Below are 13739 nucleotides of genomic sequence, written 5' to 3' on the forward strand. Positions count from 1 at the left end.
GCCGGTTAGCTACATCGCGCTTGGATTTCCACGCCTGCTTCGTCAAAAGGCGGCCATGACTTTGTATCAGCCCCGCCGCATCCTTGCCGCCGTCGCCTTGGGCGTCGTCGCCACGGGCGCGGTCGTGGCGCAACAAGGCGGCGTCGCCGCGATCGACAGCTCGGGCAGTTTCGAGGTGAACGGCGTGCGCGTCGATGTCGCCGGCCCCTCTGCTGATGCCGCCCGTACCGCCGGCTGGCGCATCGCCCAGCGCAAGGGGTGGCAAATGCTGTCGCAGCGCCTGACCGGGCAAGCCCGCTCGCTGCCCGACGGCACGCTCGATTCGCTGGTCAGCGGCATCGTCGTCGAAAGCGAACAGATCGGGCCGAAGCGCTACATCGCGCGGTTGGGCGTGCTGTTCAATCGCGGCCGTGCCGCGTCGATCCTAGGGATAGCCGGGGTTTCCGAACGCAGTCCCGCCATGCTCGTCCTGCCGCTCATCTGGGACGGTGGGACGGGCACGGTGTTCGAACGCGCAACCCCGTGGCAGGCGGCATGGGCGCGCTTCCGCACCGGCGGCAGCGTCATGGACTATGTCCGCCCCAGCGGCACCGGCGCCGACGGCCTGTTGCTGAACGCCGGACAGGTGACCCGGCGCGGGCGCGGCTGGTGGCGCACCGTCCTCAACCAATATGGCGCGTCCGACGTGCTGATCCCGCAGGTCCACCTGTACCGCCAATGGCCCGGCGGCCCGGTGATCGGCACCTTCACCGCCGGCTACGGCCCCGACAACCGCCTGCTCGGCAGCTTCTCGTTGCGGGTGGAGCAGGGCGACGCCGTCCCCGCGCTTCTCGACGAAGGCGTCCGCCGGATCGACGCAATGTATCAACAGGCGTTGCAGTCCGGCACGCTGCGCCCCGACGTCGTCCTCGCCGCGCCGCCGCCCGGCACGCCGGTCGCCCCGGTCGAGGAGGAAATCACCGACCTGACCCTGACCGATCCCACCGCCACGCCGACGCCCGCGCCTGCCGCCGAGGCGGTCACGCTGTCGATCCAGGCCGACACCCCCAATGTCGCTGCCGTCGAATCGACCGAAGCGGCGCTGCGTGCCGTTCCCGGCGTCCGTTCGGCCGCGACCTCCAGCCTTGCGCTGGGCGGCGTATCGGTGCTGCGCGTCACCTTCGACGGCGATGCCGCGATCCTTGCCGCCGCGCTGGAGGCCCGCGGCTGGCAAGTCCAGCAGGGTGAGGGCGCGCTTCGCATCCGCCGCCGTGCCGCCGCCGCCACGCCCCCGCCGCCCGCGAGTACGCCGCAGGGATGACCCAGTCGCGTACCGGATCGGCCCAGCTTTCCTTCTCGCTCGAACTGCCCGCCGGCGCCCGGCAGGACCTGTTCCTCGTCGGGCCGTCGAACGAAGCCGCCGTCCATCATCTCGACCATTGGGAGACGTGGCCAGTCAAGGCCGCGCTGCTGGTCGGCCCGCGCAAATCGGGCCGGACGCTGCTCGCCCGCTCGTTCGTCGCGCGCAGCGGCGGCACGATCGCCGACGATGCGGAGCGGTGGAACGAGACCGAACTGTTCCACGCCTGGAACCGCGCGCAGAGCGAAGGTCAGCCGCTGCTGATCGTCGCCGATGCCCCGCCGCCCATTTGGCGGATCGGCCTGCCCGACCTGCGTTCGCGCATGGGGGCGACGCCGGTGCTGCGGCTGGAAGCGCCCGACGAACTGCTGATCGAAACACTGCTGCAATATCTGTTCGACAGGAAGGAGCTCGTCGCCGCGCCGGATGTCGTGCGCTGGCTTGCCCGCCGGGTCGAACGGAGCCACCTTGCGGTGCTTCGGATCGTCGAGGCTTTGGAGGAAGATGCGATGTTGCGCTCGACGCGCCGTTTGACGATCCCGACCGCGCGCGCCGCGCTGTCCGACAGCCCGCTGCTCTTGGACCGCCTGCTGTGAACGATCCGGTCCCCTCCGCCCGCACCACGGTCGCCGCCGCGCCGGAAGCGCGCTACTTCAACCGCGAACTGTCGTGGCTGGCGTTCAACCGCCGCGTGCTGGACGAAGCGTGCAACCCCGACCATCCGCTGCTCGAAAGGCTCCGCTTCCTGTCGATTTCGGCCACCAACATCGACGAATTCTTCATGGTCCGCGTGGCCGGCCTGAAGGGGCAGCAGAACCAGGGCGTCGGCCATGAATCGGTCGATGGCCTCACCCCTTCGCAACAGCTGGCCGCGATCACCGTCGACGCCGCCGGGCTGGTCGACAGCCAGCAGCGCATCTGGCGCGACATCGCCGCCGCGCTGGCCGAAGCCAACATCTTCGTGCTCGGCGCCGACGAGATCCGCGGCGATACCGAAGTCTGGCTGGAACGCCATTTCCGCGACCAGATCTTTCCGGTCCTGACCCCGCAGGCGCTGGATCCGGCGCATCCGTTCCCCTTCATCCCGAACCTCGGCTCGGCGATGCTGTTCGACCTCATCCGCCGCTCGGACGATGTCGAGGTGCGCGAAGTCGTCCTGCTCCCGCCCGCCATGCCGCGCTTCGTCCGCCTGCCGGGCAAGGCCGCGCGCTATGTCGCGATCGAAACGATCCTGCGCCATTTCTCCGACCTGTTCTTTCCGGGCTACACCGTGCGCGCGTCGGCCGCCTTCCGCGTGATCCGCGACAGCGATATCGAGCTGGAGGAAGAGGCCGAAGACCTCGTCCTCTATTTCCGCACCGCCATCAAACGCCGCCGTCGCGGACGGATCATCCGCCTTGAAATCGAATCGGGCATCTCCGACGAACTGGTCCAGCTGCTGCGCGACGAAATGGGCGGCAGCGATGCGCTGATCACCGAAACCGGCGGGTTTCTCGGCATCGGCGACCTGTCGATGCTGGTCGCGGAGGATCGCCCCGACCTGAAATTCCCGCCCTTCTCCCCGCGCTTCCCCGAACGCATCCGCGAATATGGCGGCGACTGTTTCGCGGCGATCCGGGCGAAGGACATCGTCGTCCACCACCCGTACGAAACCTTCGACGTGGTGCTGGCCTTCCTCAAACAGGCCGCCGCCGACCCCGATGTCGTGGCGATCAAGCAGACGCTCTACCGCGCCGGCAAGCAGTCCGCCGTCGTCGCCGCGCTGGTCGCCGCTGCCGAAGCGGGCAAGTCGGTCACCGCCGTCGTCGAATTGAAGGCCCGCTTCGACGAGGAGCAGAATCTCAACCTCGCCTCGGTCCTCGAACGCGCCGGGGTGCAGGTCGTCTACGGCTTTATCGAGTGGAAGACCCATGCGAAGATCTCGATGGTCGTCCGCCGCGAGGAGCAGGGCTATCGCACCTATTGCCACTTCGGCACCGGCAATTATCATCCCGTAACCGCGCGTATCTATACCGACCTCAGCTTCTTCACCGCCGATCCGGTGATCGGACGCGACGCCGCGCAGGTGTTCAACTACATCACCGGCTATGTCGAACCGCAGGCGTTGCAACAGCTCGCCATTTCGCCGCGCGATCTGCGCAACCGGCTGGAGGCGTTGATCGAGGGCGAGATCCAGACCGCGCGGTCGGGCGGCGAAGGATCGATCTGGTTGAAGATGAACTCGCTGGTCGACCCGGCGCTGATCGACAAGCTGTATGAGGCGTCGGCGGCGGGCGTCCAGATCGACCTGATCGTGCGCGGCATCTGCTGCCTGCGGCCGGGCGTGCCGGGCATGTCCGACAACATTCGCGTCAAATCGGTCGTCGGCCGCTTCCTCGAACACAGCCGCATCTATTGCTTCGGCAACGGACAGGCGCTGCCCAATGACGATGCTTTGGTCTATGTGTCCTCGGCCGACTGGATGCCGCGCAATTTCGACCGCCGCGTCGAATATCTGCTGCCGATCAACAACCCGACCGTCCACGACCAGGTGCTCGATCAGGTGATGGTCGCCAACCTGCTCGACACCGAACAGACATGGGAACTCGGACCGGACGGCAGCTATCGCCGCGTCGCCAAGGGTGAGCGTCCGTTCAACCTCCACCGCTATTTCATGACCAACCCGTCGCTATCGGGACGCGGTGCCGCGATCGAAAGCGGGTCGGCGACGGTGCCGCAGAAATTGTCGCTCCGCGCGTGGCGGGCCGCACGGGACGGCGCGGTTTGATCCGCCTGCCCTGGGCCAGCCGCCCGGTCAGCGCGGCGCATAGTGCGATCATCGACATCGGGTCGAACTCGATCCGGCTCGTCGTCTATGGCGGGCCGGAGCGCATTCCGGCCACGCTGTTCAACGAAAAGGTGCTGGCGGGCCTCGGGCGTTCGCTGGCGGAAACCGGGCGGATCGATCCGGAGGCGATGGCGCTCGCCGCCACCGCGCTGCGCCGCTTTGCATGGCTGACCCGCGAAATGGAGGCGGAGGTGGTACGCACCGTCGCGACCGCCGCCGTCCGCGATGCCGCCAACGGACACGAACTGGTGGCGCTCGCCGAATCGCTCGGCCTGACGGTGGAAACGCTGTCGGGCGAGGAGGAGGCACAGGCTGCCGGCAACGGCGTGCTATCCGCCATTCCCGACGCCGACGGGATCGTCGGCGATCTGGGCGGGGGCAGCCTCGAACTGGTGCGGGTGAAAAACGGCAAGATCGGCGACCGCGTGTCGTTTCCGCTGGGCGTGCTGCGCATCGGCGCGATCCGCGACCGCCGCGCGGGCGAACTCGACCGCGTGGTGCAGCGGCTGGTGACCGAAGCCGGCTGGGCCGGGCGGGGGAAGGGGCTGCCCTTCTATCTCGTCGGCGGGTCGTGGCGGGCGCTCGCCCGGTTCGACATGCACCTGACCCACTATCCGCTGCCGATCGCGCACGGCTACACCATGTCGCTCGCCCGCATCGCCGAACTCGAACGGATCATCGCGCAGACGCCCCGCGCCGAGCTGAAGGCGGTGCCGAACCTGTCGGGCGGACGCCTGCCGACGCTCGACAATGCGACCGCCGTGTTGGCTGCGATGGCCCGGCATCTCGGTAGCGCGACGACGATGATTTCCGCCTATGGCCTGCGCGAAGGGCTGCTCTATGCCGCGCTCCCGTCGTCGGTCCGCAAGCAGGACCCGCTGATCGTCGCCGCGCATGACGAAGGCGCGCGACAGGGCCGCTTCGTCGAACATGGCGACCTACTCCACAAATGGATCGCGCCACTCTTTCCCGACGACGCCCCCGCCGCGGTGCGCCTGCGCCACGCCGCCTGTCTGCTGGCCGATGTGGGCTGGCACGCGAACCCCGAATTCCGCGCCGAACGCGGCATGGAGATTGCGCTGCACGGCAACTGGGTCGCGATCGACGCCGCCGGTCGTGCGATCGTCGCGCAGGCGCTGCACAGCTGTCTGGGCGGCGGCAGCACCGACGGCCCGCCCGAACCGCTCGGTCGCCTGGCGCCGATCGCCGCGCTGGAGGCGGCGCACCGCTGGGGCCTTGCCATGCGTCTGGGCCAGCGTCTCAGCGGCGGTGTCGCCACCCCGCTCCAGCGCACCGACGTCCGCCGCAAGCGCGGGCAGCTGGAACTGATCGTCCCCACCGCCGACACCGCGCTCTACGGCGAAGCGGTGCAGAAGCGCCACCGCGCGCTGGCGAGCGCCATGGGCATGGACGCGGCGCTGGTCACCCGCTGAGGCGTCGCTTTCCTACAGCGCATTGTTCTGCGAGGCTGGCGACGCTCTTTCACATCGTCGCAGCCCTACCGAGCATCGCGGACGCTCGCCCCGTCGCAAACCGTCAACTTCGGCGCAAAAGGTTACGCTTAAGTTGCTAGAATAACATGATAATCCTGTCGCGAAAGTTTCGACGTCCTGTCAACTTCGCAAACTTCCACGCCTCAGCCGCAGCGGAATCCAGCCACCATATTCTTCTCATCGATGGCGATGTTCAGCCGATCGGGCCGGAAATCCATCGTCACCGCCATCCCCGGCCGGATCGCCCGCACGGTCCTCGCCTTCGCCCGCGCCCTGGCATCCGCTTCCAGTGCCGGGGTGAAGGACTTGCTGACCAACGCGGCAAGCGCCGTAGTCTCGCATGCCCCGCCGGGAAGCTCCGGCGCGGCCGGCGCGGGATCGCCCGCCGTCTGCTGCGTCGTCGTACAGGCGCCCAGCGCCATGGCTACGATCAGGATGGTCGGCTTCATTCCACTACCTCCGCTCGGGTCATCTTCAGCTTTCCACCCAGCACGGTGAACCCAAGCTGACCCTCGACCAGCGCCAGCGCGTCGCGGCCGAACTGTTCGAACCGCCAGCCATTCAGGATCGAGAGCCCGTCGCGCTGCCCGGCGGCGAGCGCTTCCAGATCGTCCGACCGCGCCAGCAGCCGCGATGCGACCTTGATCTCGTTCGCCCGGATCTTCAGCAGCAGTTTCAGCAGGTCGGCGACCAGCGCGCCTTCCTTGCCCAGCGCGGGTTTGCGCTCGTCGCGGCCCGGCATTTCCCTCGCCGGCAACGGTTCGGCATCGGCCAGCGCCGCCATCATCCGTCCGCCGATATCGTTGTGCGCCCATGCCGCCGACAGCCCGCGCACCTTCGCCAGATCGCCCTGCCTGCGCGGCGGATTGCCGGCCAGATCGGCGATCGTCTCGTCCTTGACGATCCGTCCGCGCGGGAGATTCTTCCCCTGCGCCTCCAGCTCGCGCCACTTGCCCAGTGCCTTCAACCGCCCCAGCACTTCGGGCTTGCGGCTGTTGACCCGGATGCGCTGCCACACCTGTTCGGGATCGTTGAAGTAATTGGCCGGATCGGCGATCCGCTCCATCTCCTCGTCCAGCCACAGCCCGCGCCCGGTCTTGCGCAGCTTGGCCAGCATCTTGGGAAAGATCACCGACAAATGGGTCACGTCGGCGATCGCATAGTCGATCTGCCGGTCGTCCAGCGGCCGCCGCGACCAGTCGGTGAACCGCGCCCCCTTGTCGACCGTAATCCCCAGATAGGCGTCGACCAGGTTCGAATAGCCGACCTGCTCCCCCTGACCCAGCGCCATCGCCGCCACCTGCGTATCGAACAGGGGGAAGGGGGTCTTGCCGGTCAGGTTATAGACGATCTCGATATCCTGCCCGCCGGCGTGGAAGACCTTCAGCACGTCCTCGTTATCGGTCAGCAGGTGGAGCAGCGGCGTCAGGTCGATCCCCGGCGCCATCGGATCTATCGCGGCGGCTTCCTCGGTATTGGCGATCTGGATCAGGCAGAGTTCCGGCCAATAGCTGTTCTCGCGCATGAACTCGGTGTCGACGGCTACGAAGTCGGACTGGGCGAGGCGGGTGCAGAGGGCAGCGAGGGTCTGGCTGTCTTCGATCAACGGATGGATATGCATCACGCCCGCATAGCAAGGTTCCCCGCCTTGACAAAAGGGGGTGGGGGAGGGAAGCGGCCAATCAACAATTCAACCGTCATCCCCGCGCAGGCGGGGATCCATACACGCGAACGTTCGCGTGAGAGCCGCACCGTCAGCGGCTATGGATTCCCGCCTGCGCGGGAATGACGACCAAGCAAGGTTACGTTTGATGCACGCCTATCGCACCCATAACTGCGGCCAGCTCACGGACGCGAACGACGGCGATACCGTCCGCCTGTCGGGCTGGGTGCATCGCAAGCGCGACCATGGCGGCGTGCTCTTCATCGACCTGCGCGATCATTACGGCATTACCCAGATCGTCGCCGACAGCGATTCGCCCGCGCTCGCTTTGCTCGAATCGGCGCGCACCGAATCGGTGCTGACGATCGACGGCAATGTGAAGCTGCGCAGCGAGGCGACCCGGAATCCGAACCTCGCCACCGGCGCGATCGAAATCTACGCCCGCGCCGCGACGCTCCAGTCGGCGGCGCAGGAACTGCCGATGCCGGTCGCGGGCGAGGCGGAGTATCCGGAAGACATCCGCCTGCGCTACCGCTTCCTCGACCTGCGTCGCGAGCGGCTGCACGCGAACATCCTGCTGCGCTCGAACGTCATCGCGTCGCTGCGTCGCCGGATGATCGATCAGGGCTTCACCGAATTCCAGACGCCCATCCTGACCGCCTCGTCGCCCGAAGGCGCTCGCGACTATCTGGTGCCCAGCCGCGTCCATCCGGGCAAGTTCTATGCGCTGCCGCAGGCGCCGCAGATGTTCAAGCAGCTGCTGATGGTCGCCGGCTTCGACCGCTATTTCCAGATCGCACCCTGCTTCCGCGACGAAGACGCCCGCGCCGACCGCAGCCCCGGGGAATTCTACCAGCTCGATTTCGAAATGAGCTTCGTGACGCAGGAGGACGTGTTCGCCGCGATCGAACCCGTCCTGCACGGCGTGTTCGAGGAATATGCCAACTGGCAGGGCAAGGGCCGCACCGTCAGCCCGCTGCCGTTCAAGCGCATCCCCTACCGCGATTCGATGCTGAAATACGGCAACGACAAGCCCGACCTGCGCAACCCGCTGGTCATCACCGACGTGTCGGACCTGTTCGTCGGATCGGGCTTCGGCCGTTTCGCCTCGATCGTCGAGGCGGGCGACGTCGTTCGCGCGGTGCCGGCGCCGAACACCGCTGACAAGAGCCGCAAGTTCTTTGACGACATGAACGCCTGGGCGCAGTCCGAAGGGTTCGCCGGCCTCGGCTACGCCACGCGCAAGGGCGGCGAATGGGGCGGCCCGATCGCCAAGAACCATGGCGAGGAAGGCATGGCCAGGATCGCCGAGGCGCTCGGCCTCGGCCCCGATGACGGCGTGTTCTTCGCCGCCGGCAAGGAAGCGCAGGCGGCCAAGCTCGCCGGCCTTGCCCGCACCCGCGTTGCCGAGACGCTGGGGCTGATCGACGACAAGCGGTTCGAATTCTGCTGGATCGTCGACTTCCCGATGTTCGAATATGACGAGGACGCGAAGAAGGTCGATTTCAGCCACAACCCCTTCTCGATGCCGCAGGGCGAGATGGAAGCGCTGGAGACGATGAACCCGCTCGATATCCTGGCCTACCAATACGACATCGTCTGCAACGGCGTGGAGCTGTCGTCGGGCGCGATCCGGAACCATCGTCCGGAAATCATGTACAAGGCGTTCGAGATCGCCGGCTACTCGCAGGCCGACGTCGACACGAACTTCGCGGGCATGATCAACGCCTTCAAGTTCGGCGCCCCGCCGCACGGCGGCTCTGCGCCGGGCGTCGACCGTATCGTCATGCTGCTGGCCGACGAGCCGAACATCCGCGAGGTCATCACCTTCCCGATGACGCAGAAGGCGGAAGATTTGATGATGGGCGCGCCCAATTATGCGACGCCCAAGCAGTTGCGCGAACTGAACATCCGCGTGACTGTCGACGGTCCGAAGGAGTAAATCCTCCCCGGGACGGGGAGGGGGACCGGCCGCAGGCTGGTGCAGGGGGCTACCCTGTTCCACCACCGTCGCGGTTGCGGCGATCCCCCTCCACGATGCGGTGCATGGTCCCCCTCCCCGCGAAGCGGGGAGGATTTGAAGGGCTCAAGCGTTCTCGAACGTATCGCCTTCAAGGACGCGCAGCCGCCCGTCCTCGATCGCGAAGACCGCGCCGTGGAGCTTGAGCTTGCCGGCCTCGACCCGTTCCTTGACGAACGGGAAGGTCATCAGGTTCTGAAGCGAGACCTTCACGCCCTCCTGCTCCAGAGCCTTCTGCCCTTCCGGCCCGGTGCCATGTTCCGCGACGACCTTCTCGCGCGCATCGTCGAGCAGGTCGATCCAGTGCGCAACGAAGCCGCCTTCACCCGGTTTGGTATTGGCCAGCGACTGGGTGAGGCAAGCGTTGACGCCACCGCACGCGCCATGGCCGAGGACGAGAACTTCTTCGACCTCCAGCTTCGTCACCGCAAATTCCAGCGCCGCCGAGACGCCATGCCGACCGCCATCGTCCTCGAACGGTGGCACGAGGTTGGCGACGTTACGCACCACGAAAATCTCGCCCGGCCGTGCGCCGAAGATCGTTGCCGGATCGACGCGGCTGTCCGAACAGGCGATCACCATCACCTTCGGGCTCTGCCCGGTGGCCAGTTCGCTCCAGCGCTCGCGCTCCTGCTGCCATTCGGTGCCGCGGAAGCGATAATAGCCCTCTTTGAGGTCGCTGAAGTGCATCAGTGGGTCTCCATGTTTGGTATAAATCTTCCCTCGGTCGCTAGACGCACAGGCGACGCGATCGTTGCAGGCGGTTGTTCGTTTGCCCGTCCGTCGCTATCTGGCAGCCATGAACGAGATGACGCCGCTGCCCCGCCCCGAGCGGACCCGCAAGCCCGACTGGATTCGCGTAAAGGCTCCGACCGGGAAGGTCGTGCAGGAAACCCGTGCGCTGATGCGGTCGAAGAGCCTGACGACGGTGTGCGAGGAAGCGGCCTGTCCGAATATCGGCGAATGCTGGTCGAAAAAGCACGCGACCGTCATGATCCTCGGCGACACCTGCACGCGGGCCTGCGCCTTCTGCAACGTGAAGACCGGCATGCCGCGCGCGGTCGACCCGATGGAGCCACAGCATGTTGCCGAAGCGGCGGCGGCGATGGGCCTCAATCACATCGTCATCACGTCGGTCGATCGCGACGACCTGCCCGATGGCGGCGCCAGGCAGTTCGTGAAGGTGATCGAGGCGATCCGCGCCGCGAACCCGACAACGACGATCGAGATCCTGACCCCCGATTTCCGTAACAAGCACGAAGCGGCAGTCGAGATGATCGTCGCGGCGCGCCCGGACGTCTACAACCACAATCTCGAAACCGTGCCGCGCCTCTACCCGACGATCCGGCCGGGCGCCCGCTATTACGCGTCGCTGCGCCTGCTGGAGAGCGTCAAGAAGCTCGACCCGTCGATCTTCACCAAGTCGGGCATCATGCTCGGCCTCGGCGAAGAGCGGCTTGAGGTGCATCAGGTGATGGACGACATGCGATCGGCCGATATCGATTTCCTGACCATGGGCCAGTATCTGCAACCGACGCCCAAGCACGCCAAGGTCATCGACTTCGTCACGCCCAAGGCGTTCGACGGCTTCGCCGCCATCGCCCGTGCCAAGGGCTTTCTGCTGGTCGCATCCTCGCCGCTCACCCGGTCGAGCTATCACGCCGGCGACGATTTCGAACGGATGCGGGCGAACCGTGACGCCAAGCTGGGCGTTGTTCGCGCCTGATGCCCAAGCATAGCGAAACCCGCCACCTGCCCTACACGCCGGAGCAGATGTTCGACCTGGTCGCCGATGTGGCGCGCTATGGCGAGTTCCTGCCCTGGGTCAGCGCGATCCGGGTGCGGTCGGATAGCGAAACCGAAATGGTCGCCGACATGATCGTCGGGTTCAAGGGCCTGCGGGAGAGCTTCACGTCGAAGGTGCAGAAGGAGCGCCCCAACCATATCCGCGTCGACTATCTCGACGGGCCGCTCAAATATCTCAACAACGACTGGCGGTTCAAGCCGGATGGGCAGGGTGGCACGCTCGTCGACTTCTGCGTCGATTTTCAGTTCAAGAACCGCGTGTTCGAAATGCTGGCGGGACAGGTGTTCGACCGCGCGCTGCGCAAGATGATCGGCGCGTTCGAGGATCGCGCCGCCGCGCTTTACGGCGATTCCGGCACGGGTTCCTCGGGCGCCACTTCCGGCGGCAGCAGCAGCTCGAGCGCGCACAACGCCGCCTGAAGGCGGATTTTCCCACGCCCCAGGTCGCCGAACTGGCGCAGGTCGGCAACGACCTTCGCCGGATCGCCGCCCTTTTCCGCGCGCGCGAACACGACGGTACCGACCGGCTTCTTCTCGCTGCCGCCACCGGGACCCGCGACGCCGGTGATCGCGACCGCGACGTCAGCCTGCGTCACCTCCAGCGCCCCCTGCGCCATGCTCCATGCCGTCGCGATGGATACGGCACCGAAGGTCTCGATCACGTCGGAGCTGACCTTGACCAGCTCGATCTTCGCCTCGTTCGAATAGGTCACGAACCCGGCTTCGAACACGTCGGAGCAGCCGGGGATCTCGGTGATCGCCGCCGCGACTAGTCCGCCGGTGCAGCTCTCGGCCAGTGCGACGCGGCGGCCGGCGTTGCGGTTCTCGTCGACCACGCGACGCGCGGCTTCGATCAGTTCGGGGGGTAGAATGCTGTCCATGCTATCAATTCCGCGCGGCCTGCCGGCACAAGGGCAGCCGCATCTGGGGGTTGGCGCGGTCGGCATCGACCTGCGCGAAGAGAACGATCAGCCCGGCGACGTTGCGCGGGGGCAAGGCCTGTACCAGGTTCGCCGCCCGTTCGATCCGGGGGCAATCGGCCGCATCGATATTGCCGACGACCATCGGCGCGATCAGCGAGGCGACGATCGGCGCGGCGAACGCCGAATCGAGCAGCTGGATCGCCTGCGGCGCGGTCAGCCGGGACAATGCCGCCTTGGCCTGTGGCCATGCCGCATCGGTTTCCGCTTCATAGCGTGAGAGGAATGGCCCGCCGGTGCGCCGCAGCAGCGCGGTCGGCGGCAAGGCACTGGCGCAGCGCGTGCCGGCCTGCCGGATCAGTTCAGGGGCAACGAACAGGACCAGCGCCTCGGCCTCGGCCGGCGTGACGCAGCTTTGCGCAGTCTGCGCCGGAGCGTTGGCGCAGGCGGTCAGCGCCAGCAGGGCGGCGAGCCGCTTCATGCCGGCACCCGGATGGTCGCGATCGCCTGTGCGGCGATCCCTTCCTGCCGGCCGGTAAAGCCCAACCGCTCGCTGGTCGTCGCCTTGATGCTCACCTGACGTTCGGGAATATCCAGCAACGCCGCGATCCGTTCGCGCATCGCGCCACGGTGCGGGCCGATCTTCGGCGCCTCGCAGATCAGCGTCAGGTCGACGAAATCGATGACCCCGCCCTCTACCCGCACCAGCGATGCGGCGTGTTGCAGGAACTGACCCGATTCCGCGCCGCGCCATTGCGGGTCGCTCGGCGGGAAGTGCGTGCCGATATCGCCCGCGCCGATCGTGCCGAGCAGCGCATCGGTGATCGCATGCAGCACGACATCGGCATCGCTATGCCCCGATAGCCCGCGATCGTGCGGGATGAGCACGCCGCCCAGCCACAATTCCTCGCCCGCCTCCAGCCGGTGGACGTCATAACCGGTCGCGCTGCGCGACACGAGCGCGGGCAGCGCACGGGCTTCGGCGGCGGCGAAGTCGGCCGGATAGGTGATCTTTTCGAGCATGATGTCCCCTTCGACCATCGCCACGTCCAGCCCGATCGCGCGCAGCATCTGCGCGTCATCGGTCGCCTCGGCGGTAACGTCCCACGCCGCATGGGCGTTGCGGATGGCGGACACCGCAAAGGCTTGTGGTGTCTGCACCCGAACCAACCGGTCGCGGGGCACCACGTCGCCCAGCGCCTCACCAGCCAGCGCCAGCGTATCGGCCACCGGCAGCACCGGCACCGCGCCGGGTGTATGGTCCAATGCTGCCAGCAACCGGTTGATGACGATGGCGGGCACGAACGGCCGTGCCGCGTCGTGGATCAGCACGCGCGCGGCATCCCCGATCGCGGCCAACCCGGCGGCGACGCTCTCACGCCGCGTGGCACCGCCGGTCACGAACGCGACCTCGCCGATTGCGGCGCGGAGCAAGGCCTCCTGTCCCTCGCCGATCACGACCAGCACGTGGTCGATGCCGGGATGGCCGTCCAGCGCCGCATGGGCGTGCGCGATCATCGCCCGCCCGGCGATCGGGGCATATTGCTTGGGCAGGCTGCTGCCCGACCGGATGCCGGTTCCGGCGGCAACGATCAGGGCGACTGTGGGTCCGGTCTGCATGGCGCCCGCCTAGCGCAAGCGGTGGCGGCCCGCCAGCCTTGCCCTTGGCGG

General features: G+C 67.2%; 13 protein-coding genes. 7 read left to right on the forward strand and 6 right to left on the reverse strand.

All coding sequences use genetic code 11. The features are described 5' to 3' along the window. Positions 1–55: 55 nt before the first annotated feature. The 4 genes from PPZ50_RS10640 to PPZ50_RS10655 are packed head-to-tail and all read left to right on the forward strand — an operon-like array spanning position 56 to position 5599. Positions 56–1300: a hypothetical protein gene (locus PPZ50_RS10640; RefSeq protein ID WP_066687864.1), complete on the forward strand. Its 1245-nt coding sequence runs from the start codon at positions 56–58 to the stop codon at positions 1298–1300. Then, positions 1297–1935, forward strand: coding sequence for a chromosomal replication initiator DnaA (locus PPZ50_RS10645; RefSeq protein ID WP_066687867.1), 639 nt, complete (start codon positions 1297–1299; stop codon positions 1933–1935). The genes PPZ50_RS10640 and PPZ50_RS10645 overlap by 4 nt, the downstream gene beginning before the upstream one ends. Next, positions 1932–4106: an RNA degradosome polyphosphate kinase gene (locus tag PPZ50_RS10650; RefSeq protein ID WP_066687869.1), complete on the forward strand. Its 2175-nt coding sequence runs from the start codon at positions 1932–1934 to the stop codon at positions 4104–4106. Before PPZ50_RS10645 ends, PPZ50_RS10650 begins: the two co-directional genes overlap by 4 nt. Further along, entirely contained in the window at positions 4103–5599 is a 1497-nt protein-coding gene (locus tag PPZ50_RS10655; RefSeq protein WP_232307840.1) for a Ppx/GppA family phosphatase, read from the forward strand. Before PPZ50_RS10650 ends, PPZ50_RS10655 begins: the two co-directional genes overlap by 4 nt. A 203-nt stretch (positions 5600–5802) precedes the next feature. Here PPZ50_RS10655 and PPZ50_RS10660 read toward each other — a convergent pair whose 3' ends face one another. Both PPZ50_RS10660 and rnd read right to left on the reverse strand, forming a co-directional pair. After that, positions 5803–6108, reverse strand: a complete 306-nt coding sequence (locus PPZ50_RS10660; protein WP_066687872.1) for an I78 family peptidase inhibitor — start codon at positions 6106–6108, stop codon at positions 5803–5805. After that, positions 6105–7280, reverse strand: coding sequence for a ribonuclease D (gene rnd, locus PPZ50_RS10665; RefSeq protein ID WP_066687875.1), 1176 nt, complete (start codon positions 7278–7280; stop codon positions 6105–6107). The genes PPZ50_RS10660 and rnd overlap by 4 nt, the downstream gene beginning before the upstream one ends. Before the next feature lie 190 nt (positions 7281–7470). Between rnd and aspS the strand changes: the two genes are divergently transcribed. Further along, on the forward strand, positions 7471–9264 hold the full coding sequence (gene aspS / locus PPZ50_RS10670; RefSeq protein ID WP_066687878.1) for an aspartate--tRNA ligase: 1794 nt from the start codon (positions 7471–7473) through the stop codon (positions 9262–9264). 144 nt (positions 9265–9408) lie between these two features. Here aspS and PPZ50_RS10675 read toward each other — a convergent pair whose 3' ends face one another. Beyond that, positions 9409–10035, reverse strand: coding sequence for a carbonic anhydrase (locus PPZ50_RS10675; RefSeq protein ID WP_126012803.1), 627 nt, complete (start codon positions 10033–10035; stop codon positions 9409–9411). 106 nt (positions 10036–10141) lie between these two features. Between PPZ50_RS10675 and lipA the strand changes: the two genes are divergently transcribed. Next, complete coding sequence (lipA, locus tag PPZ50_RS10680) at positions 10142–11068, forward strand: lipoyl synthase (RefSeq protein WP_066687890.1); 927 nt, start codon at positions 10142–10144, stop codon at positions 11066–11068. After that, the gene (locus PPZ50_RS10685; protein WP_066687893.1) at positions 11068–11568 is read left to right on the forward strand and encodes a type II toxin-antitoxin system RatA family toxin; all 501 of its coding nucleotides are present in this window, start codon (positions 11068–11070) and stop codon (positions 11566–11568) included. The genes lipA and PPZ50_RS10685 overlap by 1 nt, the downstream gene beginning before the upstream one ends. On the opposite strand, the gene PPZ50_RS10690 is transcribed toward PPZ50_RS10685, so the two are convergent. Genes PPZ50_RS10690 through PPZ50_RS10700 form a run of 3 tightly spaced genes read right to left on the reverse strand, consistent with a single transcriptional unit; the run spans position 11490 to position 13688 of the window. Then, a complete protein-coding gene (locus PPZ50_RS10690) occupies positions 11490–12029 on the reverse strand; it encodes a CinA family protein (RefSeq protein WP_066687901.1) in 540 nt (179 codons plus the stop codon). The genes PPZ50_RS10685 and PPZ50_RS10690 overlap by 79 nt on opposite strands. A gap of 4 nt (positions 12030–12033) precedes the next feature. Next, complete coding sequence (locus PPZ50_RS10695; protein WP_066687903.1) at positions 12034–12549, reverse strand: hypothetical protein; 516 nt, start codon at positions 12547–12549, stop codon at positions 12034–12036. After that, entirely contained in the window at positions 12546–13688 is a 1143-nt protein-coding gene (locus PPZ50_RS10700) for a bifunctional 2-C-methyl-D-erythritol 4-phosphate cytidylyltransferase/2-C-methyl-D-erythritol 2,4-cyclodiphosphate synthase (RefSeq protein ID WP_066687905.1), read from the reverse strand. Before PPZ50_RS10700 ends, PPZ50_RS10695 begins: the two co-directional genes overlap by 4 nt. Positions 13689–13739: the final 51 nt, after the last annotated feature.

This window comes from Sphingomonas hankookensis, assembly GCF_028551275.1.
In the GTDB taxonomy this organism is placed as follows: Bacteria; Pseudomonadota; Alphaproteobacteria; order Sphingomonadales; family Sphingomonadaceae; genus Sphingomonas; species Sphingomonas hankookensis_A.

What these genes read in the sequence shown, in the direction of transcription:
- PPZ50_RS10640 (WP_066687864.1), top strand. Translation starts at nt 56, where the DNA reads ATGACTTTGTATCAGCCCCGCCGCATCCTTGCCGCCGTCGCCTTGGGC.
- PPZ50_RS10645 (WP_066687867.1), top strand. Translation starts at nt 1,297, where the DNA reads ATGACCCAGTCGCGTACCGGATCGGCCCAGCTTTCCTTCTCGCTCGAA.
- PPZ50_RS10660 (WP_066687872.1), bottom strand. Translation starts at nt 6,108, where the DNA reads ATGAAGCCGACCATCCTGATCGTAGCCATGGCGCTGGGCGCCTGTACG.
- rnd (WP_066687875.1), bottom strand. Translation starts at nt 7,280, where the DNA reads ATGCATATCCATCCGTTGATCGAAGACAGCCAGACCCTCGCTGCCCTC.
- aspS (WP_066687878.1), top strand. Translation starts at nt 7,471, where the DNA reads ATGCACGCCTATCGCACCCATAACTGCGGCCAGCTCACGGACGCGAAC.
- lipA (WP_066687890.1), top strand. Translation starts at nt 10,142, where the DNA reads ATGAACGAGATGACGCCGCTGCCCCGCCCCGAGCGGACCCGCAAGCCC.
- PPZ50_RS10685 (WP_066687893.1), top strand. Translation starts at nt 11,068, where the DNA reads ATGCCCAAGCATAGCGAAACCCGCCACCTGCCCTACACGCCGGAGCAG.
- PPZ50_RS10690 (WP_066687901.1), bottom strand. Translation starts at nt 12,029, where the DNA reads ATGGACAGCATTCTACCCCCCGAACTGATCGAAGCCGCGCGTCGCGTG.
- PPZ50_RS10695 (WP_066687903.1), bottom strand. Translation starts at nt 12,549, where the DNA reads ATGAAGCGGCTCGCCGCCCTGCTGGCGCTGACCGCCTGCGCCAACGCT.
- PPZ50_RS10700 (WP_066687905.1), bottom strand. Translation starts at nt 13,688, where the DNA reads ATGCAGACCGGACCCACAGTCGCCCTGATCGTTGCCGCCGGAACCGGC.